Genomic DNA, 24,252 nt, shown 5'->3' with positions numbered 1-24,252 from the left:
ACGTCATGGAACTGGAGCAGGTGTACAAGGTCGGCATCGGCGGGCCGGTGGGGTCGGGGAAGACCGCCCTCATCGAGGCGCTGGTCCCCCTCCTGGTGGACCGGGGGCACCGGCCCGGCGTGATCACCAACGACATCTACACGCAGGAGGACGCCGAGCACGTCCGCCGCACGCTCGCGGGCACGCTGGACGCCGAGCGCGTCGTCGGCGTCGAGACCGGGGCGTGCCCGCACACGGCCGTCCGGGACGATCCCACGATGAACCTCGCGGCGGCGTCGGAGATGCTCGACCGCTTCCCCGACATCGACGTGCTGCTGTTCGAGAGCGGCGGCGACAACCTGACGCTCACCTTCAGCCCGGCCCTCGCCGACGTGTACGTGTTCGTCCTGGACACCGCCGAGGGCGAGAAGATGCCGCGCAAGCGCGGGCCGGGCACCACCGACTCCGACCTGCTGGTCATCAACAAAATCGACATCGCCCCGTACGTGCGCACCGACCTCTCGGTGATGGAGGGCGACGCGCGGAAGGTGCGCGGGCCGCGCCCCGTCGTGCTGACCGACTGCCTCACGGGGACCGGCGTGACCGACGTCGCCGACTTCGTCCTCGCGCGCCGGGAGGCGATGTGCTCACCGGCGTGATGGCCCCGGCGGAGACGCCCGCCGGGGGCCTCGCCCGGACGGCGCCGGAGCGCTGCGCCCCGGAGTGGGTGCCCGCCGAGGTGGCGCGGTACGCCTCGACGCCGGACACCCTCCCGGTCGGGTCGCCGGGGAAGGTCGGCGTGCTGGAGCTGCGCTTCGCGGTCGCCGGCGGCCGGACGGAGCTGACCGGCTGCTTCCAGAAGGCGCCGCTGCACACGACCCGCCCGCTGTACCCCGACGCCGGGCGGCCGGGCATGCCGCACGTGTTGTTCATGTCGTCCGGGGCCGGCGTCCTGCAGGGCGACCGGTTCCGCGTCGCGCTGGACTGCGGGCCGGGGACGTCCGTGCACTTCACCACCCAGACCGCGGCGCGGATCTACCGGATGGAGCACGACTACGCCACGCAGGTCGTCGAACTGACCGCCGGGCCGGGCAGCCACGTCGAGTACCTGCCCGCGACCACGATCCCGTTCGGGGACTCGCGGTTCTACCAGCGCATGAGCGTCACGGCCGACCCGGAGGCGACCGTCGTCCTCGGCGAGAAGCTGATGGCCGGGCGGCTGGCCCGCGAGGAGTGGCACGCCTACACCGCCTACTGCACCGACCTGGAGGTCCATGACCCGGACGGCCGCCTGCTGTTCGCGGACCCGCTCCGGCTCGTCCCGGACGAGCACGAGGTGACCGGGCCCGCGGTGATGGGCGGCTTCGGGCTCATGGCGTCCCTGTACGTCGTCACCCGGACGAGAGGCGCGCAGGAGATCGCGGACGTCATGCACGAGGCGCTCGCCGGGACGGGGCTGTGCGGCGGCGCGAGCGTCCTGCCCGGCGGCTGCGGGGCGTGGGCCCGGATGCTGGGCGACCGCTCCCCGGAGGTGGAGGCGGCGTTCCAGCGGACGTGCGACGCCGTCCGCCGGTTCCTGCCCGGCCGATGAGGGAACCGCTGAGGGGACGCCTGCACAACCGGGAGCGGGCGGAGGCGCGCGTCCTCCACCCGCGCAAGGGGCCGCCGCCCATCCCCGGCCTGAAACCGCGGGTCATCGCCGACATCGCGGTGGGAGGCGCGCTCGGGGCACTCGCCCGTTACGGCCTCACCCAGGCGATTCCGGCGGCCCGGCTGGGCTTCCCCTGGAACACCTTCACCGTCAACATCATCGGCTGCCTCGCCATGGGGATCCTGACGAGCTACCTGCTCGGCGGCCGTCCGCATCCCGTGGCGCGCCCGCTCGCGGTGACCGGCTACCTGGGCGGGTTCACCACGTTCTCGCACCTGATCGACGGCGTCTACACCCTCGGCGACGGCGGCAAGCCGGGCCTCGGCATCGGCTACGCGGTCGCCAGCGTGGTGCTCGGCTGGGCCGCGGTCGCCGTGGGCCTCGTCCTCGGACGGAAGATCCCGCACCACGACTCCGGGGGAGCAGAGTGACGACCCTGATCGTGTCGATCCTGGTCCTCGCGGGCGGAGCCGTGGGAGCCGTGATCCGCTACGTGGTGGACGGCTATGTCAAGTCGACCGCGGGCAAGTCCATGCCGTGGGGCACGCTCGCCGTCAACCTCCTCGGCTCGGGCGCCCTGGGCGCCCTTCACGGGGCGGGAACCGGAACCTACGTCGAGGCGCTGATGGGCACCGGCCTGTGCGGCGCGCTGACCACGTTCAGCACCTTCGAGCTCGACACCGTCCACCTGATGCAGGACGGCGCGTACACCAGGGCCGCCGTCAACGCCGTCGGCAGCCTGCTGCTGGGGTTCGCGGCCTTCCTCGTCCTCCACATCATCTTCCAGCAGCTCAACTGACGAGCCGCTCAGCCTGACGGGCCGCTCAGCCTGACGGGCCGGGCCGCGTTCTTGCAGCGGCCCGGTCGCGGGCGGTCAGGGCAGGCGCGACTCGATGGCCTCGATGATCCGCGGACGCAGTTCGGCGGCGGGGATGACCGCGTCCACGGAGCCGACCTCGACGGCGCGGCGGATGTCGTGGACGCGGTCGAACTCCGTGGCCACCTCGCCGAGCTTCTCGGCGCGGACGGACGCGCGCAGCTCGTCGAGTTCCGCGGTCAGCGCGGCGCGGTCGGGGCCGGTGGCCGCGGCGACGCGGGCCTCCAGGTCGCGGACGCGCGGGTCGGCGGCGGTGCGGGCGTCGACGTCGCGGGAGAACACGACCGCGGCGGCGGGGGCGCCGCCGAGCACCGAGGCGAACGAGCCCTCCAGCGCGAGGACGGTCATGTTCGGGTTCAGCGCCTTGGAGAACACCACGAACGCGCCCCCGTGATAGCGCGAGATCACGCAGAACACGATGGGCCCGCGGAAGTTCACGATCGCGCGGCCGATCTCGGCGCCGTACTCCAGCTGCAGCTTCCGCAGCGACTCCGGCGAGCCGTCGAAGCCCGACAGGTTCGCCAGCACCACCAGCGGCCGGTTGCCGCTGGCCGCGTTGATCGCCCGCGCGGCCTTCCTGGACGACTGCGGGAACAGCGTGCCCGCGGTGTAGGCGTCCGGGCCGTCGGTGGGCGGGAACCCGCGCCGCGGCACCGCCTGCGACTCGATGCCGAGCAGGCACACCGGCATGCCGCCGAGGTGGACGTCCTGCACGACGGCGGTCTCCGCGTCGGCCATGCCGGCCCAGCGCTCCAGGACCGGGTGGTCCTGGTCGGACAGCGCCCGCATCACGGTCCGGATGTCGAACGGCTTCTTGCGGTCCGGGTTGGCCTCGGCGGAGAAGATCTCGCCGACGGTGGTGAAGTCGCTGCCCTCCACGATGTGCGGGTAGTCCGAGACGTCGCGGTCGGCGGGGTCGGCGGTGACCGCCCGCCGGGGCGCCGTCTCGCCGGGCGCGACATAGGTGTGCTCGTAGTACGACATCAGCACGTCCCGCGCGGCGACCAGGTTCGGCGCCCAGTACTGCGCCTGCCCGTTCGGGCCCATCACCCGGTCGTAGCCGCCGATGCCGAAGTTGTCCTCGGCGGACACGCCGCCGGAGAAGTCGAGCGACTGCTTGCCGGTGAGCACCATCGCCGATTCCGGCGTCATCACGAGGACGCCCTTGGTGTGCATGAGCATCGTCGCCTCGGCGTTCCAGTACGGCTGCGCGCCGACGTTGATGCCCGCGACCACGACGTTGATCTCGCCGCCGTCCTGGGTGAACTCGACGATCCGCTTGAGCGCCGCAGCGACCCAGTCCATGTTCTCCGTGCCCGACTCCATGGAGATGCGGGCGCCGGCCGACAGCGCGTACCACTCCAGCGGCACCCGCATCCGCTCGGCCAGGTCCAGCGCGGCGATCACGCGGCGGCACTCCGGCTCCGACAGCGCCCCGAGCGCCTTCGTCGGGTCGCCGAGCAGCACGACCCTGGTGACGCCCTGCGGGTGCCGCCGGGTCGGGGTGGTGACGACGCCCGCGACGATCGCCGCGGTGTTGCGGCCCTTCGGGCGGTCGACCGGCACCAGTGCGTGGCCGTCGTCGAGGTCGTACTCGGCGAAGTCGCCGAGCACCTCGGTCAGCTCGTACGGGTAGACCGTGTTGCGGCTGGCCGCGCGCAGCACCTTCTGCCGGTAGCCGTCGACCGGCTCGACCGGCTCGTCCGACGGCTCCCCGACGGTCAGCACGGTGCCGCCGGCGGCGTCGAAGGCGACGCGCATGACGATCTTGGCGAGCTCGCCGGTCTCCCGGTCGCGCTGCCGCGCGATGAACTCGATCTCCTCCAGCCCGGCGCCCGCGGCCGTCGGCAGCATGCGCTCGACGAGCATCTCCAGCTCCGCGCGGGTGAGCTCGCTCGGCGGCCAGACGTAGATCACGATCCGGTTGGTGGGCAGCCGCCTGCTCGACGGCCGCCGCTCCTGCGCCCGGCGGATCGAGTCCAGGCAGGTGGCCAGGGTGAACTCGGCCGTCGGGAGGGTGAGCAGCCTGCCCTCGTGGTCGCGCAGCTCGGACAGGTCACGCACCTGCGCGAACGCGACGAGGCGGTCGTCGGACGGGTTGTCGCGCGCCACGCACTGGAAGAGGTAGACCTCCTCGTCCGAGGACGGCAGCCGGGTGAGGTCGAACCCGCTCAGCCGCTCCATCCGCATCCGCTGCGCGATGTGGGGGTGCAGGCCGCGGATGAGCCGGTCCTCGGTCATCCCGGCCGCCGACGGGCGGAAGGTGAAGTGGTGGTGCATCACCGCGCCGCTGCTGCCCGCGACGGTCGCGGTGAGCCTGCGGACCCGCTCCGGCAGCGGGTGCGCGCCGATGACCTCGTGCAGCGCGGCGGCGATCGCCTCGAAGTCCTCCGGCTGGCTCTCCCAGGAGAGGTAGACGTCGGCGTCGACGGCGTCCTCGCCGTCCGCCAGCTCCGCGAGCCCCCGCAGGGCCCCGCCCAGCGCGTCGAAGCTCACCGCGGTGGAGACGAGGCGGGACCCCTCGCGCTCGGCGACGACGAACGCGCAGCCCGCGACCTCGCTGGTGCGGACGCCCGTCAGGCCCTTGTTGCCGTAGTACCGCCGGGTCAGCACCTCCAGCATGACCGAGTTGTCCAGGCCGTCGCGGCGCAGCCGGCGGCCGAGCAGCCGCACCAGCGGCTCGGTGCTGCGCACCATCTCGGCGATCCGCTCGGCGCGGTCCGGCGCGTCCGGGTGGGCGTCCAGGTGGCGCAGGTGCCCGCGGACGCCGGCGTACACGCGGGCCCGGTTGCGGCGCAGCATCGGCTGCGCGTACCAGGCGAACACCACGCCGCACGCGAGGTCGTAGACCACCGGGAAGCGGACCTGCGTCGCGGCGATCAGCCGCTCCAGGGCGAGGCCCGCGGGCTCGCGCAGCGCCTCGGCCGGCGGGGGCTCGCGCAGCCAGGCGCGCAGCAGCGACGTGACGACCGCGGCGTCCGCGGACGCGCGCTGCCGGGCGAGGAAGACGCGGAAGACCGCGGCCTCCAGCTCGGGGGAGCGGTCCAGTTCGGTGACGCCGTAGTGCCCGAGCGCCTTGGCGAGCCGGGCCTGGAACGCCTCCGGCAGCCCGGCCCGCTCGACGTCCAGGCTCTGCAGGTAGGTGTGGAAGTACTCGCGGGCGCTGTGCACGTGACCGTCCGCGCCGTCCTCGCCCGCCGACCGGTCGCGGCTCAGCTCGGCGAGATCGGCGAACACGTCGAGCAGCGCGATCTCCTCGGCCAGCGGCCGGTGGCCGTCCTCGGCGGCGGCCCCGCGCGCGGCGAGGTAGTCGTCGAGGACGCGGCGCTCGTCGTGCGGGTCGACGTCGAAGCCGAGCAGCAGGCTGCGCAGGTCCTCCCGGCCGCGCGCGGCGCGCTCGCACGGCGGGACGGTTCCGGGCGCGGCGGGCAGGTCCAGCTGCACCGACACCGCGGCCGAGGCGCCCCCGGCCTCGGCGTCGCCGCCGAGCGGCTCCAGGCGCAGCAGCGGCGCGCCCGTCTCCACCTGGCTGCCGACGGACACGACGCATTCCTTCAGCCGCGCCCTGAACGGCGCCCGCAGCACCGTCTCCATCTTCATGCTCTCCAGCACCAGCACCGGCGCGCCCGCCTCGACCTCGGCGCCGGCCTGCAGCGGCGTGGCGACGACCAGCGCCGGCGCGGGGGAGCGGACGACGCCGCCCTCGTCGCGGCTGACCCGGTGGGTCACGCCGTCCACCTCGACCAGGTGAACCGGCCCGTGCGTGCCGGTGAGCAGCCGGTACCGGGTGCCGTTGACGACGATCTGCGCGGTGTGCCGGTCGAAGCGGTCGAGTTCGACGTCGGCGGTGCGGGCCGCGCCGCCCGCGCCGTCGCCCGCCTCGATGCCGACGCGGAACCGGTCCGCGCCGACCCGCGCCACGCGCACCCGGTAGCCGGCGCCGCGCAGCTTGAGCTCCAGCGGCCGGCCGCTCTCGTGCCGCACCTGCGGGCGACCGCCGGACGCCGTCGACAGCAGCCGCCGCCGGGCGGCGCGCTCCCCGTCCTCGTACGCCTCGATGGCGGCGGCGGCCAGCGCGACGGCGGAGTGCCGGTGGGAGACGAGATCGCCCTCGGCGCGGACGCGGTCGATCCAGCCGGTGTCCGCGCTCGCGTCGATCACCTCCGGCCGGTCGAGCAGGTCCAGCACGAAGCTCTTGTTCGTCGCGCCGCCCTCGATGATCACCGTGGTCTGCGCCATCGCCCGGCGCAGCCGGCCGAGCGCCTCGTCCCGGTCCCGGCCGTAGGCGATGATCTTGGCGATCATCGAGTCGAAGTCGGCGGGGATGGTGTCGCCCTCCCGGACGCCGGTGTCCACCCGGATGCCCGGCCCGGCGGGCAGGGCGAGCCGCGCGATGCGGCCCGGGGCGGGCGCGAAGTCGCGGTCGGGGTCCTCGGCGTTCAGCCGGGCCTCGACGGCGTGCCCGCGCTCGGCCGGCGGCCCGCCTTCGAGCCGGCCGCCGGACGCCACGTGCAGCTGCGCCCTGACCAGGTCGAACCCGGTGGTCGACTCGGTGATCGGGTGCTCGACCTGCAGCCGGGTGTTGACCTCCAGGAACGCGAACAGCTCGTCGCCGGGGTGGTAGAGGAACTCGACGGTCGCCGCGCCCCGGTAGCCGACCGCGACGGCGAGCCGCTCGGCCGCCGCCTTCAGCTCGGCGGCCTGCTCGGCGCGCAGCACCGGCGACGAGGACTCCTCGATGATCTTCTGGTTGCGCCGCTGCACCGAGCAGTCGCGGACGCCGAGCGCCCACGCCGTCCCCTGGCCGTCGGCGATCACCTGTACCTCGACGTGCCGGGCGCCGGTGACCAGGCGCTCCAGGAACACGACGCCGCTGCCGAACGCCCGCGCGGCCTCCTGGCTGGTGCGCTCGTAGGCGTCCGCCAGCTCGGCCTCGCTTGTGATCACGCGGATGCCCCGCCCGCCGCCGCCCGCGGTCGCCTTCAGCATCAGCGGGTAGCCGATCTCGGCCGCCGCCGCCAGCGCCGCGTCCAGCGTCTCGACCGCGCCGCGGCTCCACGGCGCGACCGGCACGCCGACCTCCTCGGCGATCAGCTTGGCGCCGATCTTGTCGCCGAGCTTGCGCATCGCCTCCGCGCTCGGCCCGACGAAGGTCACGCCGACCTTCTCGCACAGCTCCGCGAACGCCGGGTCCTCCGCGACGAAGCCCCAGCCGACCCACGCCGCGTCGGCCCCGGTCTCCACCAGGGCGCGCTCCAGCGCCGCGAGGTCGAGGTACGGGCGCGCGGACGCGGGACCGAGGTCGTAGGCGATGTCGGCCTCCCGCACGAACGTCGCCGTCCGGTCGACGTCGGTGTGCAGGGCGACGGTCTCGATCCTCGTCCCGGTCTCCGCGGCGATGTCCCGCACGGCGTGGATGAGCCGCATGGCGGCCTCACCCCGGTTGACGATGGCGACACGACTGAACACCCGACCGAGCCCTCCTGTAGACCAGCGAGCACACCGCGAGACGGCGGCTCCGACGGTGCCACCTTTCCGCCTACCGGCCCGTAGCGCCATGTCGCAGACATCGCACGCTGAGCGGCTGGAGTTGTGGGAATCGTGCAAAGAGCCCCGGCTAGGTGCAGGCCGCCAGGCGAGCGGCGGACGTGCCCGGGGGAGGCCGGTCCGCCGCCGGGAGGCGCAGGGCGATGACGGCGATGTCGTCGGTGCCGGTGGTGGGGAGGCCGGTGAGGATGCCGTCGCAGAAGTCCGGCAGGGACGCGGTGGCGAGGGCGGCGGCCCGGCGGATGAGCCGGTCCAGCCCCCGGTCCAGGTTCTCACGCGGACGTTCGACGAGGCCGTCCGTGTAGAGGAAGAGTGTCGAACTGGGAGGGAGGGGCTCGACCGCGCTGACGTACGCGTCCTCGACGACCAGCCCGAGGAGCGGGTTCACGGCTTCCGCCAGCAGGCGGGCGTCCCCGTCGGAGGTGACGAGCAGCGGCGGCGGATGGCCCGCCGCCGCGTAGACGAGCCGCCACCCGCCCGGCCCGGCCTCCTCGACGCGGGCCATGACGCAGGTGGCCGTGCTGTCGGGCGTCAGCGTGTCCATCGCGATGTTCAGCCGGCGCAGGATGTCGCCCGGCGGCTCGTCCCGGTCGACCGCGAGCCCCCGCAGCATGTTCCTGAGCCGGCTCATCCCGACGGCGGCGGCGAGGTCGTGCCCGGCCACGTCCCCGATGACCAGGGCGATCGCGCCGTCGCGCAGCACGAACGAGTCGTACCAGTCGCCGCCCACGTCGGCGGCGAGCGGGCTCGCCTGGTACCGGGCGACGATGTCGAGACCGGGGACCTCGGGCGGATCCGCCAGGAGGCTGTGCTGGAGGGCGAGGGAGATCCGCTGGTTGCGCTGGAACCGCAGGGCGCTGCTCAGCGCGTCGTGCGCGTGGTCGAACATCTGCCCGATCAGCGCGACGTCGTCCCAGCTCATTGGCGGGCGGCCGGCGCTCGTCGAGGCGGTCACCACCGCCGCCGGGGCGCCGTCCACGATCACCGGCAGCAGCACCACACTGTTGGCATCCGCCTCGGTCAGCCACCGCACCGTGCTCGCGGGCAGCAGGCCCGCCGGCGGCTTGCCGCGCGGGAACGCGCGGCGCAGCGGGCGGCGCCGCCGGACCGCCCGGACGAACCCGCTGTCGGCGGCGAACCACTCCTCGCCGAACGGGAGCCTGCTCGGCAGCCCCGGCCGCGCGGCGGCGGCGATGCGGCGGGTGAAGACCGGGGCTCCCTCGGGACGTTCCGCGAAGTCGGGCAGCAGGTGCACGCCGCAGCCGTCGGCGAGTTCCGGGACGAGCACGTCCGCCAGCGCGCCGAGCATCTCCCGCAGTTCGGTGTGCTCGGCGGTCGCGGCGGCGGCCCGGCCGAGCAGTTCCCGGCGCCGCTGCCGCTGCCAGCGCTGCTCGACGTCGGTGCAGGTGCCCACCCATTCCACGACCCGGCCGCCCTCGTACACGGGCGCGGCGTGGACCTCGAAATGCCGGTAGCCGCCGTCCACGGTGTGCAGCCGGTAGACGTGCCTCCAGGGGCGGGCCAGCCGCAGCGCCTCGTTCCACGAGCGCACGGTCGGCTCCCGGTCCTCGGGATGCAGGGCCTGCATCCAGCCCCTGCCGCGGAACTCCTCCCAGCGCTGCCCGGTCACCCGCTCCCAGCCGGGGCTCGGCTCGATGGGGCCGCCCCTCGGGCCCGTCACCCACACGATCTCGGCGGTCAACCGGACCAGGCTCTGGAACCTGCGCAGGGCCCGGCGCCGCGTCTCGGCCACGTCGCCCGCCTGCCGGGCCGCGAGGACCTGCTCGGTGACGTCGACGGCCACCGCGAGCACCCCGGGCTCGCCCTGGTCGAAGCGGGAGAGGCTGAAGGAGAGGAAGCGCTCCTCGCGGCCGGTGCCGGGGTAGAACAGGCTCACCGGCGCCTCGGCGACGCTGACCGGCTTCCCGGTGGCCAGCACCTGGTCGAACAGGTCGAAGTACTCCTGCTGGAGAAGCTCGCCGAACGCCTCCCGGATCGGCCGTCCGAGCGGACGTTCCCCGAAGGTCGCGCGGTAGGCCAGGTTGGTGTAGACGATGCGGTGATCGGGCCCGCTCGTCACGGCCACCCCGACCGGCGCGGGGTCGAAGACCTCCAGCGGCAGGCCGCCGGGCACGTGCTCCCGGGCATCGTCCATGGTCCCCCCGTCGACCGGCCGTCCTCATGGTCGCCGTACCCCCGGAACGGGGCGGTATGAGGCGCTCACTGGGAGGCTCACCGTTCGCGGCACGTTCATGCGTCCTGCGGGAACCGGTCATCGGCGTGTTCCGCGGCCCCTTCCGGGCAGCCTGGACGGTGTGGAGCCGCTGTTGACGTTCGGGCACGGCACCGCGGGGCGGGAGACGCTCGTTCCGCTGCTGCGCGGTGCCGGGGTGCGGTCCGTGGTGGACGTGCGGACCGCGCCCGGGAGCCGGCGCAACCCGGACGTTCAGCGCGACTGCCTGCGGGTATGGCTGCCCGCGGAGGGCATCGGCTACCGGTGGGAGAAGCGGCTCGGCGGCTTCCGGCGGGCCGCGCCGGACGCGCCCGACACGTTCTGGCGCAATGACTCCTTCCGCGGGTACGCGGGGCACGCGCGCAGTCCCGAGTTCCTGGACGCCATGGACGAACTGCTGCGCGAGGCGGCCCAGGCCGGCACCGCCGTGATGTGCAGCGAGTCGGTGTGGTGGCGCTGCCACCGCCGGATCATCGCCGACTTCGCCGTGCTGGCCCGCGGCCGTCCCGTCCTGCATCTCGCCCACGACGGCCGGCTCACCGAGCATCCACCGACGTCCGGAGCGCGGCTGCGGGACGACGGGCTTCTCGTCTACGACGGAGAGTGACCTCCGGCGCCAACCCCCCGGTTTCGGCGAGCGGGGCCGGCGGGTGCCCGCCCCTGGTGGCTCGGCGGGCCGTGGGCTCCGCCCAAAAAAAGTTCGAGGAGCTGTCACAGGACCGAGGCCCGTCCTGTCTTTGCTGGCAACCGGGCAAAGGGACGCCCCGGCGCACAGGAGGGATCTGGCATGAAGATCGTGGTAATCGGCGGAACCGGCCTGATCGGGTCGAAGCTGGTGACCAGGCTCGGCGAGCAGGGCCACGAGGCGGTGGCGGCGGCCCCGAACACCGGGGTCGACACCCTGACCGGCGAGGGCCTCGCGGACGTCCTGACCGGGGCTTCGGTGGTGATCGACGTGGCGAACTCGCCGTCGTTCGAGGACGCCGCGGTGCTGAAGTTCTTCGAGACCTCGACCGGCAACCTGCTCGCCGCGGAGGCCGCGGCGGGCGTCCGCCACCACGTCGGGCTGTCGATCGTGGGGACCGAGCGGCCGCCGGCGCGCGGCTACTTCCGCGCGAAGGTCGCCCAGGAGAACCTGATCCGCGAGTCCCCGATCCCGTTCTCGATCGTGCACGCCACGCAGTTCTTCGAGTTCACGAGGGCGATCGCCGACGAGGCCACCGACGGGAACACCGTCCGGCTGGCGCCGGTGCTGTACCAGCCCATCGCCGGCGACGACGTCGCCGGGCAGCTCGGCAAGGTCGCGGTCGGGTCGCCGCTGAACGGGCGGATCGACATCGCCGGGCCCGAGCGGTTCCGGATGGACGAGTTCTTCCGGGACGCGCTGGCCTCCTGGGACGACCCCCGCGAAGTGGTCGCGGACCCGCACGCGCACTACTTCGGCGCCGAGGTCGAGGAGCGCAGCCTGGTCCCGGTCGGCGACGCCGTCCTCGGCACGATCCGCTACGCCGACTGGCCCGGCCGCGTCCCGGCCGCGAAGTAGCGCGTCGAGGCGAGGGGGGATTCCGCCGTGACCGCGCCCGCGATGGTCGCCGAGTTCGATGACGTCGCCGGCTGGACGGCGGAGGCCGTGGAAACGCTGGGGGAGCGGCACGCGATCCCGGCGGCGTGCCGCGGCAGCGCCAACCCGGCGGCGCTGGCCTGGCTGGCCGAGGCGTGCGAGCTGACGCCGGGGACGAGGCTGCTGGACGTCGGCGCCGGGGCGGGGGGCCCGGCGGCCTGGGCGGCCGGGCGGTTCGGGGTCCGGCCGATCCTGCTGGAGCCGATGCCGGCCGCGTGCCGGGCCGCCGCCCGGCTGTTCGGGCTGCCGGTCATCACCGCGGACGGCACGCGGATCCCGCTCCGCGCCGGATCGGCCGACGCCGCCTGGTGCCTGGGTGTGCTGGACACCGTCCGGGACAAGGCCGCGCTGCTCGGCGAGATCCGGCGGGTCCTGGCGCCCGGCGCCTCGCTCGGGCTGCTGGTGGTCGTCGCGCGGGGCCGCCGGGTCCGGGCGGCCCCGGAGGGCAACCACTTCCCCACCCAGCGCGAACTCGCCGCGCTGCTCGACGCCGCGGGTCTCGACCTGGTCGAACAGATCGACCGGCCCGCGGGCACGCCGCTCGCCTGGACCCGCCGCGCCGAGCGGGTCGCCGCGGTCGTGGCCGCCCGGCATCGCGGCGACCGCGCCTACGCGCTGGCGGCCGACCAGGGCGAGCGGCTCTCCCGCCTGCTCGCCTCCGGGCAGGTGTCGATGCAACTGGTCCACGCCGTCAGCCGCCCGCTCCGCCGGGCGCCCATCACGTGAGGAGAACAAGTGAGCACATCGGACGGCGATCGCGGCTTCGAGGTCGAACTCGAAGTCGAGATCGAGGCGGAACTGACCCTGGTCGAGTCGAGCCGCGCGGCGCAGGAGGCCGCCGGCCCGCCGGCCGCCGAATGGCTGTTCGACCCGACGGACGCCGAGCGCGACGAGGTCGGTCTCCGCAACCTTCTCGGTGCGGCCGAGGCACTGGAAGGCGGCCATGAATAACCCGCAGGCCATGACCACGCCCGGAACCACAGCCGGAACCGCCGCGGGGATCGCCCGCCCGGCGCGGATCACGACGCTCGACAGTCTCCGCGAGCACCTGCAGTGGGCGATCGAACTGGAGCACGCGACCCTGCCGCCGTACCTGTGCGCACTCTACTCGCTCGACCCGGAGCGGAACCCCGACGCCGTCCAGGTGGTGAGCAGTGTCTTCGCCGAGGAGATGCTCCATCTGGCGCTGGCCGCGAACCTGCTCAACGCGGTCGGCGGACGGCCCCGGCTGGACTTTCCGGGAATGCTTCCGCCGCATCCCCGGCCGCTGCCGCACGGCGACCCCTCCCTGGAGCTGTCCCTGGTCCCCTTCGGCGCGGAGGCGATCGAGACGTTCCTCCGGATCGAAAAGCCGGCGCCCCCCGGTGCGCCCGCGGAGGACGACGGCTACGAGACGATCGGGCAGTTCTACGACGCGGTCGAGGAGGGGCTGCGCCACCTGTGCGAGCGGCTCGGTGAACGGGAGGTGTTCTGCGGCGACCCGGCCCGCCAGGTGACGTCCGCGCACTTCCGCAACAGCGCCGGGCGGCTGATAGCGGTCGACGGTCTCGCGTCGGCGCTGGCCGCGCTGAAGGAGATCGTCGAGCAGGGCGAGGGCACCGCCCGCGGCGATGTCTGGGACGGCGACCGGGACGTCTTCCACCCCGAACGGGACGAGGTCGCGCACTACTACCGTTTTCAGGAACTGAAGGCCGGACGGCGGTACCGGCGCGGCGACACCCCGCAATCCGGGCCGACCGGAGAAGAGGTCCGCGTGGACTTCGAGGGCGTCCGCCCGATGAGACGCGATCCGCGGCCCGGCGACCATCCCCCCGGCAGCGCGATTCGCACGGCCCAGGAGGAGTTCGACCACACCTATTGCGCCGTCCTGCATCTGCTGGAGCAGACGTTCAACGGCAGCCCGTCCATGCTCGCGGTCGCGACCGGCACCATGTACGCGCTCAAGGCGCAGGCCGAGGCTCTGATGCGGATGCCCGACGAAGGCGGGACGACCGCCGGCCCCACGTTCGCATACGTCCCGCCCGAGTCGCGCGGCTGGACCATTGGGGAGGAGCGGCGCGTCGTCGTGCTCCGCGACGGCCCCTACATCGTGTACGGCGGTGTCCCGCTCCGCCGCAAGCGCAAGATCGTCTCGGCGGGGAACGACGCACTGACCTGGAAGACGGGCGAGGACCTGCCCACCGAGGACGCCTACGCGCTGTGCCGCTGCGGCCATTCGAAGTCCAAGCCCTTCTGCGACGGAACGCACGCCCTGATCGGTTTCGACGGGACGGAGCCCGCCGGCCTCCGCCCTTACGCGGAACTGCAGCACGTCCACGACGGGGTGGGCATCTCGGCCCAGCGGGTCGGGGAGCTGTGCATCCACGCCGCCTTCTGCATCGGGCGCACCCGGCCGATCGCGGCGATGCTCGCCGACACCGAGGACAGCGACGTGCGCTCCAACATCATGGGACGGATCGACCACTGCCCGTCCGGGTCCTACAGCTACGCCCTGGAACGCGGCGGGGCGACCGTCGAGGCCGACCTGCCGGAGGCGGTCTCCGTCCTGGAGGAGGAGGACGGCCTGGCCAGCGCGCTGTGGGTCACCGGTGAGGTGCCGGTCGTCCGGTCGGACGGCCTGCCGCTGGAGGCCCGCAACCGGGTGACGCTGTGCCGCTGCGGGCGTTCGGGCAACAAGCCGCTGTGCGACGGCACCCACCGGGAGATCGGTTTCCGTGACGAGCGCACAGCCTGACCGGACCGTGCCGCCGGGGGGCGCCGGAATCCGGGTCCGGGTGCGGATGAGCGCGCGCCCGATCGACGAGCGGCACCGTGCCGCGAGCCCGCTGGAGCTGCTGTTCGACCTGACCTTCGTGGTCGCGGTCGCGGCCGCCACGGCGTGGCTCGCGCACGACCTCGCCGCCGGGCACGGCGCAGCCGGGCTCGTCCCGTTCCTCCAGGTCTTCTTCGCGATCTGGTGGGCCTGGATGAACTTCACCTGGTTCGCCTCGTCCTACGACACCGACGACGTCGCCTACCGGCTGCTGACCATGGTGCAGATGGCGGGCGTGCTGGTCCTCGCGGCCGGCGTGCCCGCCGCGGCCGACCACTCCGACTACCGGGGCGTCACCCTCGGCTACGTCGTCATGAGGGTCGGGCTCGTCGCGCAGTGGGTGCGGGCCGGCGTGGAGGACCCGGCGGGCCGCCGCACCGCGCTGCGCTACGCCGCCGGCATCGGCGTCCTGCAGGCGGGGTGGCTGCTCCGCCTGCTGCTCGCCGAGACCGGCGCCCTGCCGCCGTCCGCCCAGGTGCCGGCGTTCGCGGCGCTGGTCGTCCTGGAACTGGCCGTGCCGCCCTGGGCGGAGCGGGCGGCGCCCACCACCTGGCACCCCCACCACATCGCCGAGCGGTACGGCCTCTTCACGATCATCCTGCTCGGCGAGAGCGTCCTCGCCGCGACCCGGGGCGTCGCGGGGGCGCTGGAGAAGGCCGAGATCAGCAGCCCGTTCCTGGTGATCGCGGTGTCCGGGCTCGTCATGCTGTTCGCCCTCTGGTGGCTCTACTTCCTGGCGCCCGCGGGAGACGGGCTCACCGGCCGCCGCCACCGCTCCTACCTGTGGGGATACGGCCACTACGGCATCTTCGCCGCCCTCGCGGCCCTCGGCGCGGGACTGGAGGTCGCGGTCGAGCAGACCGGGCACGGGCCGCACGCCTCGCCCGCGGCGGTCTGCTACGCGGTCGCGATCCCGCTCAGCGTCTTCCTCGGGATGCTCTGGCTCGTCCACGCGTCGATCGCGGCGGAGCCGCTCGCCCATCCCGTCGCGGTCGCGGCCTGCGTCACCGCCGTCCTGCTGCTCCCTCCGGCGGCGCCGCACATCGGAGTCGCGGCCGTGATCGCCGCGCTCGCCGCGATCTGCGTCCTGCTGACCGCCTTCACCATCGGCTGGGGGAGGGCCCGGAGCCCGGCGTAGGGCCTGCGGGTCAGTCCTCGCTCCAGCCGTGCTTGCGGGCGAAGGCCAGCAGCCCCTCGCGCAGCTTGACCAGGTGCGCCCCGGTCAGCTCGGGCACGGTGTCGAGGATCAGCTCGGTCAGCTCGATGCGCAGTTCCGAGGTGGTGAGGACGTCGCAGAGGACATCGTCGTCGGACGGGGAGACCCGGCCGGTGCCGCTGCCGGTTCCGGCCGGGACGCCGCGGTCGCCGATGACGCTGACGTCGAACGCCTTCAGCCCCCGCTCGCCGTCGATGAGCTCATATTCGACCGACGTTCCCGTGGTGATCAGAGATTTGTCGTCGTTCAGATCATTCACGTGGACGAAGACGTCGGGACCGCCCTCGTCGGGGGTGATGAATCCGTAACCGCGAACTTCGTCGAACCGCGCGATCCTGCCCACATGTACCACGACAACATCCTTCACCGAACACCTGCATCAGCTACCGCCGAAATGCGCGGATGTATCACGATGGCGCCGCGCCGTCTCGGCCTTCAGCCTCCAGAGTAGCCAAAGAGCGGCCCGGCGTGCGCCGATGCCAATTGGGCCCGAATTGGCCGGCCAGGGCGGTAAGGGGCCAGGGCCGGCTCGTCGTCGCGAAGGTCGGCGGCGATGAGATCCGCCAGATGCGGGCCGAGGGTGATGCCGCTGTGCGTCACGGCGGTGTAGAGGCCGGGGAGGTGCCGGCCGGCGAGCGGGCGCCCGTCGGCGGGGAGCGGCCGGACGCACCGCCGGACCTTCTCGATCCGGGCGGTGAGGCCGGGGATGAGCGAGCGGGCGCGGTCGAGCAGTTCGGCGGCGCGGGCGTCGAGTTCGGCCGGCGAGCTGGTGAGGTCCGTGGCGTCGTCCAGGTCGGCGGCCTCCAGCACGAGCCCCTGCCCGGGGGTGGGGCGCAGGTCGAGGCCGGGGGAGTGGACGACCCCGTTGACAAGCCCGGGGGCAGGGGTCGTGGTGGCGGTGAGACCGGGGGCGGACGACCCGGCCGCCTCGGCGTCCACCAGGGGGAGGACGACGCCGGCGCTTGCGAGCAGGGCGGGGCTGTGCCGGCCCGCCGCGCAGATCGTGAGGTCGGCGTGAAGGTCATCGCCGGTGCCGAGCCGGACGCCGGTGACGCGCTCGCCGCGAAGGTTGAGCCGGGTCGCCGGCGTCCCGGTGACCAGCCGGGCTCCGGCGTCGCGGGCGCGGCCGAGGAGGGCCGCCACCGCGTCCGGGCCGTGCACGTACCCCTCGCCGGGGTAGTGCGCGATGACCGCACCGGCCGGCGGCCGCAGGGACGGTTCGATGTCGCGCAGCCGATCGGCCGTGATCAGCGTCGCCGCGTAGCCGAGGGTGGACAGCCGCGCGACCCGCTCGCTCAGCACCGCCTTGACCGGGTCGGTGTCGGCCCAGGCGGTGTTGCCCGTGATGCGGAACCAGCCGGGGTCGCCGAACTCGCCGGCCAGGCGCCGCCAGGCGCCCAGCGCCGCGACGCGCAGCGAATGGTAGGCGGGGTCGCCCGGATCGTTGGCGTTGAGCCAGGCGAAGCTCGCGCCCGAGGCGCCGGCGCCCGGCCGGTCCTGCTCGACCAGGGTCACCTCGTCCGTCCCGCCGGTGAGCCGGTCGGCCAGCGCGGCGCCGATGATCCCGCCGCCGATGATGACGATGCGCACGCGTCCAGGATCGCAGCCCCGCCGCCGGGCGGCCATACCCTCCGGCCGCCCGCCCGGACCCGGCTCCGAATTTTCTACAGAGACGGTTGTCGAAACGCGGCTAGGCGGCGGTGCGGCCGATGCGGACCCGCCAGGTCTCCGGGCCCTCCTCCAGGGAGTCCCAGGTGAACGCGCCGGCGTGCTCGGCGGCGAACTGGTAGTACAGCGGCTTCGGGTCGTGGTCGTTGACGAGCACGAAGCCTTCGCCCGCGCCGAGCGAGGCCCACGTCTCGAAGATCAGCTCGTGGCGGCGCGCGGGCGCCTCGGCGCGGACGTCGAGCGGGCGGTCCCCAGCGGTCATGTCGGTCTCCCTCGCCTGTTTCTCCAAGGATAATTTGTTTATACAAGGAGACTAGTGCAAAATAGGGGGCGCGACAACGTGACCGAGGAGGCCCGTCGTGACCTACGTGATCGGTGAGCCGTGCATCGATGTGATGGACCGCGCCTGCGTCGACGAGTGCCCGGTCGACTGCATCTACGAGGGCGAGCGCTCCCTCTACATCCATCCGGACGAATGCGTCGACTGCGGCGCGTGCGAGCCGGTCTGCCCGGTGGAGGCGATCTACTACGAGGACGACCTGCCCGCTGCGCTGGAGCCCTACCGGGACGACAACGCGCGGTTCTTCGCCGAGGCGCTGCCCGGCAGGGACGAGCCACTCGGCACGCCCGGCGGTGCCGCGAAGCTCGGGGCGGTGGGCGTCGACACCCCCCTGGTCGCCGCCCATCCGGAGCCGGAGGGGGCGGCCAGGGCCTGACCGGTGGTCAGCCGAGGTCCACCGCCGCGTTCAGCGCGCGACCCTTTCGGCGAGCAGTTCACGCCCCGGCCCGGACAGTTCTCCGACGGCGCTCGGCCGTCCGGCGATGGCCATGAGAATCGCCTCGGCCGACCCCCTCGCCTCCGGCCCGGACCCCCTGGACCAGTCCAGGTCGGTCGCCACGAGCCGCAGCCTCCGCGCCCGCCGGGCACCGCCGAAGACCGGCACCTTCAGCGCGCCCCGCAGCGCGGCCACGAGGCGCTCCGCCGGGATCTCGCGCGGCAGCCCGAGGGGGCGCCGGATGTCCTGATGGTGGATGACGCCGCCGGTCAGCGCGACGACGCCCCCGGACCACGCCATCACCCCTGCCGGCCGGACGTGCTTCCTCGCCAGCGCCAGCAGTTCCCCGCTCGTGCGGCCGCCGTATTCGGCGAGACCCACGTCGTTGGCCCCATCGAGCGTGAAGCGCCCTTTCACGAACCGCCCGGCCATGTCCCGCAGGCTCAAATCGTCGTAACTCACCAGGTGGGCGACGAGGTCCCGCACGCGCCATTCTCCGCACAGCGTCGGGGCGTCCCACTGCTCCGGCGAGAGCGTCTCCAGGAAATCCGCTAAATCCGTTCGCTCGTCACGCGCCAACGACTTGAGATCCATGCCCTTCTGGGTAACCCATGCACCGGAGGCGCGCAAGCGCGGGTCCGGGCCGGCGGCCGCCGGCCCGGACCCGTACTCCGGACGTCGGGCTAGACCTTCTTGCGCATGACCGCCACGCCCATCGCCGCCGCCCTGAGGGCGACCGTGATCGCCCCCGTCACGACGTTCGTCACGACGTTGCTCCAGACCGTCGAGGTCGTGGACATGTCACCGGCCACCGCCCAGGGTGCGATGATCGTCCAGATCCCGACGACCGGGGCCACCCAAGACATCGTGTGGGTGCGGCCGTAGGTGGACGCGAAGCCGGCGGCCAGCAGGGTCAGCGCGACCCCCATGATGAGGTTGTTGATCGCGAGGTCGGTCAGCCCGCTGAACCCGACGATCCAGGGGGACGCCGCCAGGTACAGGCCGGTGAGGGCGATGAGGCCGTGCACGCCCTGCGCGACGGGCGTCTCCGCCGCGGCCGCGGGACGGGCGCGCCGACGATCGGGTCGGACGCTGGAGCCTGCGGGGTCTCAGAGCTTGAAGAGCTTGGTGAAGGGGGCGAGGACCTTGACCTTCTGCGCTCCGAAGTCGACCAGGACGCAGTGCCCCTGCTGGACTTCCAGGATGCGGCCGAGCCCGTACTTGTCGTGGGTGACCCGGTCCTCGGGCGCGAATTCCTTCGCGGGCGGGGCGGCGGGCGGCGGCTTGAAGGGGCTGGTGGGCAGGTGCCGCCGGCGGGAGGGTTCGGTGGATTTCACCCTTGCAGTATGCGCTCACCTGGGACGTTGGGGGGCCGTCTTCGGCAGGCGGTATGGAAATCATCACAGTGGATCCCGGATGGCGCCTCCGTACCGCGGGCCATGTGGTACGGTCGGAAAAGTTGCGGTTCCCAAGACATGTGCATGCGCCTGCGGATCAAACTTCAGCAGGCGCATTTTTTGTTGCTCTGGATTTTCCGGATGGGCCATCGCGGCGTCCCCGGCCGTGCAAGGTGTGCGCCCGGGACCGACCAGAAGGAGAACGACCATGGCCACCGGCACCGTCAAGTGGTTCAACGCGGAAAAGGGCTTCGGCTTCATCGAGCAGGACGGCGGCGGCGCCGACGTCTTCGCCCACTACTCCAACATCGCCGCCCAGGGCTTCCGTGAGCTCCAGGAGGGCCAGAAGGTGTCGTTCGACGTCACCCAGGGCCAGAAGGGCCTCCAGGCGGAGAACATCGTCCCCGCCTGATCGCCGAACGGACGGCGGGCGGGCTCCCCGGAGCCCGCCCGCTGTGCGAGGTGCCCGCACGGCACCGTCTCCGGCGGGGCGCGTCTCGCCCCCGCCCGGCCCGCTGCGAGAGCACCGCGGGTTCAGTCCCGGTTCGTCTTGAGAGCTGTTCGTCCGGCCCCTGGCCGCGATTCCGCGCCCGCGGAGCACTTCCTCGACACGCACCGCTTTCGAGGAAGGCTTGACCATCTCCCGTATCCCCAGCCCGGCCGCCCCGGAGCGCTCCTCCCGCCCCTCCCGCTCCCGCCGCGCCGCCGGACGCCGCCGTCCGGCGCAGCGCTCCGCGGCCGAGTCCGGTCCTCCCGAGACCCTCACCGCGCCGCTGCCCCCGGTCGAGTCGTTCTCCGACCTGCGGATGCCGGCGCCGCTCCTGGCGGCACTGGCCCGCCAGGGAGTGACCGCCCCGTTCCCCATCCAGGCCGCGAGCCTGCCGAACGCCCTCGCCGGCCGGGACGTCCTCGGCCGGGGACGAACCGGCTCCGGTAAGACCCTCGCCTTCGGCCTGGCGGTGCTCGCCCGTACCGCCGGCCACCGCGCCGGGCCCGGCGCGCCCTCGGCCCTGGTCCTGGTGCCCACCAGGGAACTCGCCCAGCAGGTCGCCGGCGCGCTCGCACCCTACGCGGACGCCGTCGGGCTGCGGCTGGCCACCGTCGTGGGCGGCCTGCCGATCGGCCGCCAGGCGAGCGCCCTCAAGAGCGGCGCGGACGTCCTGATCGCCACCCCCGGGCGGCTCGCCGACCTGATCGAGCGCGGCGACTGCCGGCTCGGCGAGGTGGGGATCACCGTGCTGGACGAGGCCGACCAGATGACCGACATGGGGTTCCTGCCGCAGGTCACCCGGCTGCTGGAGCAGACCCCGCGCGGCGGCCAGCGGATGCTGTTCTCCGCGACGCTCGACCGTAACGTCGACCAGCTCGTCCGGAGGTTCCTCAGCGACCCGGTCACCCACTCGGTCGACCCGCCGGCGGGCGCGGTGGCCACGATGGAACACCACCTGCTGCACGTCACCGACACCGACAAGCACGAGACGACGGCGCACATCGCGGCCCGCGCCGACCGAGTGATCATGTTCGTGGGCAAGAAGCACGCCGCCGACCGCCTGGTCCGCAAGCTGACGTCCCGCGGCATACGCGCCGCCGCGCTGCACGGCGGCAAGACGCAGTCGCAGCGCAACCGCGCGCTGAACGGCTTCCACACCGAGGACGTCACCGTGCTGGTCGCCACCAACGTCGCCGCGCGCGGCATCCACATCGACGACCTCGATCTCGTCGTCAACGTGGACCCGCCCGCCGACCACAAGGACTACCTCCACCGCGGCGGACGCACCGCCCGGGCCGGACGCACGGGAACGGTGGTCACCCTCGTCCTCCCCGACCAGCGCCGCGAGATGAACGACCTGATGGCCAAGGCCGGCATCACCCCGCGCACCGCCAGCGTGCGCCCCGGCGACCCTGAACTGGCCCGGATCACCGGTGCCCGGACCCCGGTCCGCGCCGCCGCCACGGGCACCGCCCCAGGACGGAAGCCGCGCAACGCCGCGCCCGCCGCGCCCGCCGGGAAGGCCGGGAAGGCCGGGAAGGCCGGGAAGGCCCGGGCCACCACCCAGGAGCGCAGGCCGCGGCGCCGCGCGTCCTCCCTGAACTCCTGACGCCTCCTGCCCGGGCCAGATCTCGGTGAGCACCGGGATCTGGCGCCGGGCCGGTCACATGGTGTCGAACAGGTTGGGCCGGCCGGCACGGTAGCCAGGAGCGGCTCGTCGTTGGCGTTGCGTCCGGTGGCAGGGTCCCAGCTGATTGCGGGGTCCAGGAATCACGAGTGCAGGAGGTCGACCCTCGCCCGGGCGATCTGGCTGACGGTCTACGGCGTGGCGCCGCCCCCGCCCGTCCGCACCCGGGCCGTCCGCCCTTGATTGTGGACAACTGTCCAGACTAGATTCCACATCGTGCAGAGCGCCGATCTCCCCGAATTGGGCTGCTACGGGCTCGCCGGGCATTCCGCCAGCCCCCGCGATCTCCTCGGCGAGGTCGCCGAGGCCGAGCGGCTGGGCCTCGGCGCGGTCTTCCTGTCCGAGCGCTTCACCACCAAGGAGGCCGCCGCGCTCTCCGGCGCCGCCGCGGCGGTGAGCGAGCGGATCGGCATCGCGACCGCCGCCACCAACCACAACACCCGGCACCCGCTGCTGACCGCGACGTTCGCGACGACCGTGCACCGGCTGTCCGGCGGACGGTTCGCGCTCGGGCTGGGCCGCGGCTTCGACATGCTCTTCGACGTCATGGGCCTGCCCCGCGTCACCGCCGCGCAGCTCGAGGACGCCATCGGCGTCCTGCGCCGCCTGTGGCGCGGCGAGGCCGTCGTCGGGCACGACGGGCCCGCCGGGAAGTTCCCCTACCTCAGCCAGGACCCGTCCTTCGACGAGGACATCCCGGTCATCCTCACCGCGATGGGGGAGCGGACGCTCGAGTTCGCCGGACGGGTCGCGGACGGCGTGGTCCTGCACACCTTCTTCACCGACGGGACTCTCGCGAAGGCCGTGGCCGCCGTCCGGCGCGGAGCGGACCAGGCCGGGCGCGACCCCGCGTCCGTCCGCGTCTGGTCGGTGCTGGCCACGGTCGGCGAGCACCTGGACGAGGAGGCGCGCCTGCGCAAGCTCGTCGGCCGCCTCGCGACCTACCTGCAGGGGTACGGCGACCTGCTGGTCAGGGTCAACGGCTGGGACCCGGCGGTCCTGGACCGGTTCCGGGCCGACGAGCTCGTCGCGGGCTACCCCGGCGCGTTCGACGTGATCGGGACGACCCGCGATCTGCGGCATGTCGCGGACCTCATCCCGCGCGAATGGCTCGCGGCGTCCGCGACCGGGTCGCCCGAGCGGTGCGCGGCCCGCGTCCTCGACCAGTTCGACGCGGGCGCCGACGGCGTGATCCTGCACGGCGCGACGCCCGCCGAACTCGCCCCCGTGCTGGAGGCCTACCGGCGCGTCCGGCCGGACGGTTTCGACGGCCTTCCCCGCAACCCCGGACGGGTCCGCCGTTGATCACCGCGCCGTGGCTCGGCGGCGTCCTGAACCGCCGGGTGGACGAGGTCACCATGGAGCCGATCGGCACCGGGCAGATCGGCTCGGTGTACCGGCTGAGCCTGGCGGGCGTCGGGGCCCCGCCCCGACTCGTCGCGAAGCTCCCCCTGGCCGACCCCGCCGCCCGCGCCATGCTCGGCGGCACCTACCGGACCGAGGTGCTCTTCTACCGCGACATCGCCGGGACGGTCGCCATCCGCACACCGCACTGCCACCACGCCGAGATCGATCCCGACACCTTCGAGTTCGTCCTGCTCCTGGAGGACCTTGCCCCGGCGGTGCAGGGCGACCAGCTCGCGGGCTGCTCGGCGCGGCACGCGCGGGACTGCGTCGCCGGCCTCGCCGGGCTGCACGGACCCCGCTGGTGCGACGCGTCCCTCCTGGACGTCGACGGGCTGACCCGCCCGACCGCCTCGGACGCGGCGACCCTTGCCGAGGTCTACGGCCCCGCCGTCGAGATCTTCATCGACCGCTTCCCCAACCGGCTCTACCCCGAAGACAGGGAGACGCTGCGGAGCACGGTCGGCGCCATCGGTTCGTGGCTGATCGACCGCTCCGAGCGCTTCGGGCTCGTCCACGGCGACTACCGGCTCGACAACCTGCTCTTTCCACCGGAAGGCGTGCCCGTCACCGTCGACTGGCAGACCCTCACCATCGGGCTGCCCGCACGCGACCTGTCCTACTTCCTTGCGACCAGCCTCAAGGTCGCCGACCGCCGCGCCCATGAGCGCGACCTCGTCGCCCACTATCACCGGGCACTTCTAGGCCACGGTGTCCGCGACTACTCTCTCGACCTCTGCTGGGACGACTACCGCTTCGCCCTCCTGCAAGCCCCCCTCATCATCGTCCTGGGCTGCGCCTACGGAACCCCCACCGAGCGCGGCGACGCCATGTTTCTGGCCATGACCGCCCGTGCCTGCGCCGCGATCCGCGACCATTCGGCCGTACCGTGAC

Annotated in this window: 23 protein-coding genes; 15 read left to right on the top strand and 8 right to left on the bottom strand. The window is 73.5% G+C overall.

The window, feature by feature from the left end:
• Positions 1-5 precede the first annotated feature (5 nt).
• The 4 genes from ureG to crcB are packed head-to-tail and all read left to right on the top strand — an operon-like array spanning position 6 to position 2,429.
• Positions 6-638: an urease accessory protein UreG gene (gene ureG / locus SM418_RS06470; RefSeq protein ID WP_371939727.1), complete on the top strand. Its 633-nt coding sequence runs from the start codon at positions 6-8 to the stop codon at positions 636-638.
• Positions 623-1,570, top strand: a complete 948-nt coding sequence (locus SM418_RS06465) for an urease accessory protein UreD (RefSeq protein ID WP_371939726.1) — start codon at positions 623-625, stop codon at positions 1,568-1,570. Before ureG ends, SM418_RS06465 begins: the two co-directional genes overlap by 16 nt.
• Positions 1,567-2,061 carry a fluoride efflux transporter FluC gene (locus SM418_RS06460; protein WP_371939725.1) on the top strand — a complete coding sequence of 165 codons (495 nt, stop codon included), beginning with the start codon at positions 1,567-1,569 and terminating at the stop codon, positions 2,059-2,061. The genes SM418_RS06465 and SM418_RS06460 overlap by 4 nt, the downstream gene beginning before the upstream one ends.
• Positions 2,058-2,429, top strand: coding sequence for a fluoride efflux transporter CrcB (crcB, locus tag SM418_RS06455; protein ID WP_371939724.1), 372 nt, complete (start codon positions 2,058-2,060; stop codon positions 2,427-2,429). Before SM418_RS06460 ends, crcB begins: the two co-directional genes overlap by 4 nt.
• 75 nt (positions 2,430-2,504) lie before the next feature.
• Here crcB and SM418_RS06450 read toward each other — a convergent pair whose 3' ends face one another.
• Together SM418_RS06450 and SM418_RS06445 are read right to left on the bottom strand one after the other, a co-directional pair.
• Positions 2,505-7,976 (bottom strand): ATP-binding protein, encoded by a 5,472-nt coding sequence (locus SM418_RS06450; RefSeq protein ID WP_371939723.1) that lies wholly within the window; start codon positions 7,974-7,976, stop codon positions 2,505-2,507.
• Between the two features lie 148 nt (positions 7,977-8,124).
• On the bottom strand, positions 8,125-10,209 hold the full coding sequence (locus SM418_RS06445; RefSeq protein WP_371939722.1) for a SpoIIE family protein phosphatase: 2,085 nt from the start codon (positions 10,207-10,209) through the stop codon (positions 8,125-8,127).
• 160 nt (positions 10,210-10,369) lie between these two features.
• Between SM418_RS06445 and SM418_RS06440 the strand changes: the two genes are divergently transcribed.
• From SM418_RS06440 to SM418_RS06415, 6 genes are all read left to right on the top strand, one after another.
• Positions 10,370-10,894, top strand: a complete 525-nt coding sequence (locus SM418_RS06440) for a DUF488 domain-containing protein (protein ID WP_371939721.1) — start codon at positions 10,370-10,372, stop codon at positions 10,892-10,894.
• 180 nt (positions 10,895-11,074) lie between these two features.
• Entirely contained in the window at positions 11,075-11,830 is a 756-nt protein-coding gene (locus SM418_RS06435) for an SDR family oxidoreductase (RefSeq protein WP_371939720.1), read from the top strand.
• A gap of 27 nt (positions 11,831-11,857) precedes the next feature.
• Positions 11,858-12,634: a methyltransferase domain-containing protein gene (locus SM418_RS06430; protein WP_371939719.1), complete on the top strand. Its 777-nt coding sequence runs from the start codon at positions 11,858-11,860 to the stop codon at positions 12,632-12,634.
• A 9-nt stretch (positions 12,635-12,643) separates the two neighbouring features.
• Positions 12,644-12,859 (top strand): hypothetical protein, encoded by a 216-nt coding sequence (locus SM418_RS06425; RefSeq protein ID WP_371939718.1) that lies wholly within the window; start codon positions 12,644-12,646, stop codon positions 12,857-12,859.
• Between the two features lie 10 nt (positions 12,860-12,869).
• Positions 12,870-14,642, top strand: coding sequence for a ferritin-like domain-containing protein (locus SM418_RS06420; RefSeq protein WP_371939717.1), 1,773 nt, complete (start codon positions 12,870-12,872; stop codon positions 14,640-14,642).
• Positions 14,623-15,858 (top strand): low temperature requirement protein A, encoded by a 1,236-nt coding sequence (locus tag SM418_RS06415; protein ID WP_371939716.1) that lies wholly within the window; start codon positions 14,623-14,625, stop codon positions 15,856-15,858. The genes SM418_RS06420 and SM418_RS06415 overlap by 20 nt, the downstream gene beginning before the upstream one ends.
• Before the next feature lie 10 nt (positions 15,859-15,868).
• On the opposite strand, the gene SM418_RS06410 is transcribed toward SM418_RS06415, so the two are convergent.
• From SM418_RS06410 to SM418_RS06400, 3 genes are all read right to left on the bottom strand, one after another.
• A complete protein-coding gene (locus tag SM418_RS06410; RefSeq protein WP_371939715.1) occupies positions 15,869-16,288 on the bottom strand; it encodes a cold-shock protein in 420 nt (139 codons plus the stop codon).
• 83 nt (positions 16,289-16,371) lie between these two features.
• Entirely contained in the window at positions 16,372-17,526 is a 1,155-nt protein-coding gene (locus SM418_RS06405; protein WP_371939714.1) for an NAD(P)/FAD-dependent oxidoreductase, read from the bottom strand.
• A 100-nt stretch (positions 17,527-17,626) separates the two neighbouring features.
• Positions 17,627-17,866 (bottom strand): DUF2249 domain-containing protein, encoded by a 240-nt coding sequence (locus SM418_RS06400; protein WP_371939713.1) that lies wholly within the window; start codon positions 17,864-17,866, stop codon positions 17,627-17,629.
• 97 nt (positions 17,867-17,963) lie between these two features.
• On the opposite strand from SM418_RS06400, the gene fdxA reads away from it, so the two are divergent.
• A complete protein-coding gene (gene fdxA / locus SM418_RS06395) occupies positions 17,964-18,320 on the top strand; it encodes a ferredoxin (RefSeq protein WP_371939712.1) in 357 nt (118 codons plus the stop codon).
• A 30-nt stretch (positions 18,321-18,350) separates the two neighbouring features.
• Here the strand turns inward: fdxA and SM418_RS06390 are convergent, their stop codons facing one another.
• The 3 genes from SM418_RS06390 to SM418_RS06380 form a co-directional block, all read right to left on the bottom strand.
• Positions 18,351-18,974, bottom strand: coding sequence for a maleylpyruvate isomerase family mycothiol-dependent enzyme (locus SM418_RS06390; RefSeq protein WP_371939711.1), 624 nt, complete (start codon positions 18,972-18,974; stop codon positions 18,351-18,353).
• Between the two features lie 89 nt (positions 18,975-19,063).
• Entirely contained in the window at positions 19,064-19,408 is a 345-nt protein-coding gene (locus SM418_RS06385; protein WP_371939710.1) for an SPW repeat protein, read from the bottom strand.
• Positions 19,409-19,489: 81 nt separating this feature from the next.
• Positions 19,490-19,717 carry a hypothetical protein gene (locus tag SM418_RS06380; RefSeq protein ID WP_371939709.1) on the bottom strand — a complete coding sequence of 76 codons (228 nt, stop codon included), beginning with the start codon at positions 19,715-19,717 and terminating at the stop codon, positions 19,490-19,492.
• 268 nt (positions 19,718-19,985) lie between these two features.
• Here SM418_RS06380 and SM418_RS06375 point away from each other — a divergent pair, with 268 nt between their 5' ends.
• From SM418_RS06375 to SM418_RS06360, 4 genes are all read left to right on the top strand, one after another.
• Positions 19,986-20,189 carry a cold-shock protein gene (locus SM418_RS06375; protein WP_067460243.1) on the top strand — a complete coding sequence of 68 codons (204 nt, stop codon included), beginning with the start codon at positions 19,986-19,988 and terminating at the stop codon, positions 20,187-20,189.
• Positions 20,190-20,409: 220 nt separating this feature from the next.
• Positions 20,410-21,876, top strand: coding sequence for a DEAD/DEAH box helicase (locus SM418_RS06370; protein WP_371939708.1), 1,467 nt, complete (start codon positions 20,410-20,412; stop codon positions 21,874-21,876).
• A 294-nt stretch (positions 21,877-22,170) separates the two neighbouring features.
• Positions 22,171-23,259, top strand: coding sequence for a TIGR03857 family LLM class F420-dependent oxidoreductase (locus SM418_RS06365; protein ID WP_371939707.1), 1,089 nt, complete (start codon positions 22,171-22,173; stop codon positions 23,257-23,259).
• A complete protein-coding gene (locus SM418_RS06360) occupies positions 23,256-24,251 on the top strand; it encodes a phosphotransferase (RefSeq protein WP_371939706.1) in 996 nt (331 codons plus the stop codon). Before SM418_RS06365 ends, SM418_RS06360 begins: the two co-directional genes overlap by 4 nt.
• Position 24,252: the final 1 nt, after the last annotated feature.

It is taken from the genome of Actinomadura chokoriensis, assembly GCF_041463665.1.
Taxonomy (GTDB): domain Bacteria; phylum Actinomycetota; class Actinomycetes; order Streptosporangiales; family Streptosporangiaceae; genus Spirillospora; species Spirillospora chokoriensis_A.
This window is presented reverse-complemented; position numbering and strand designations above follow the sequence as displayed.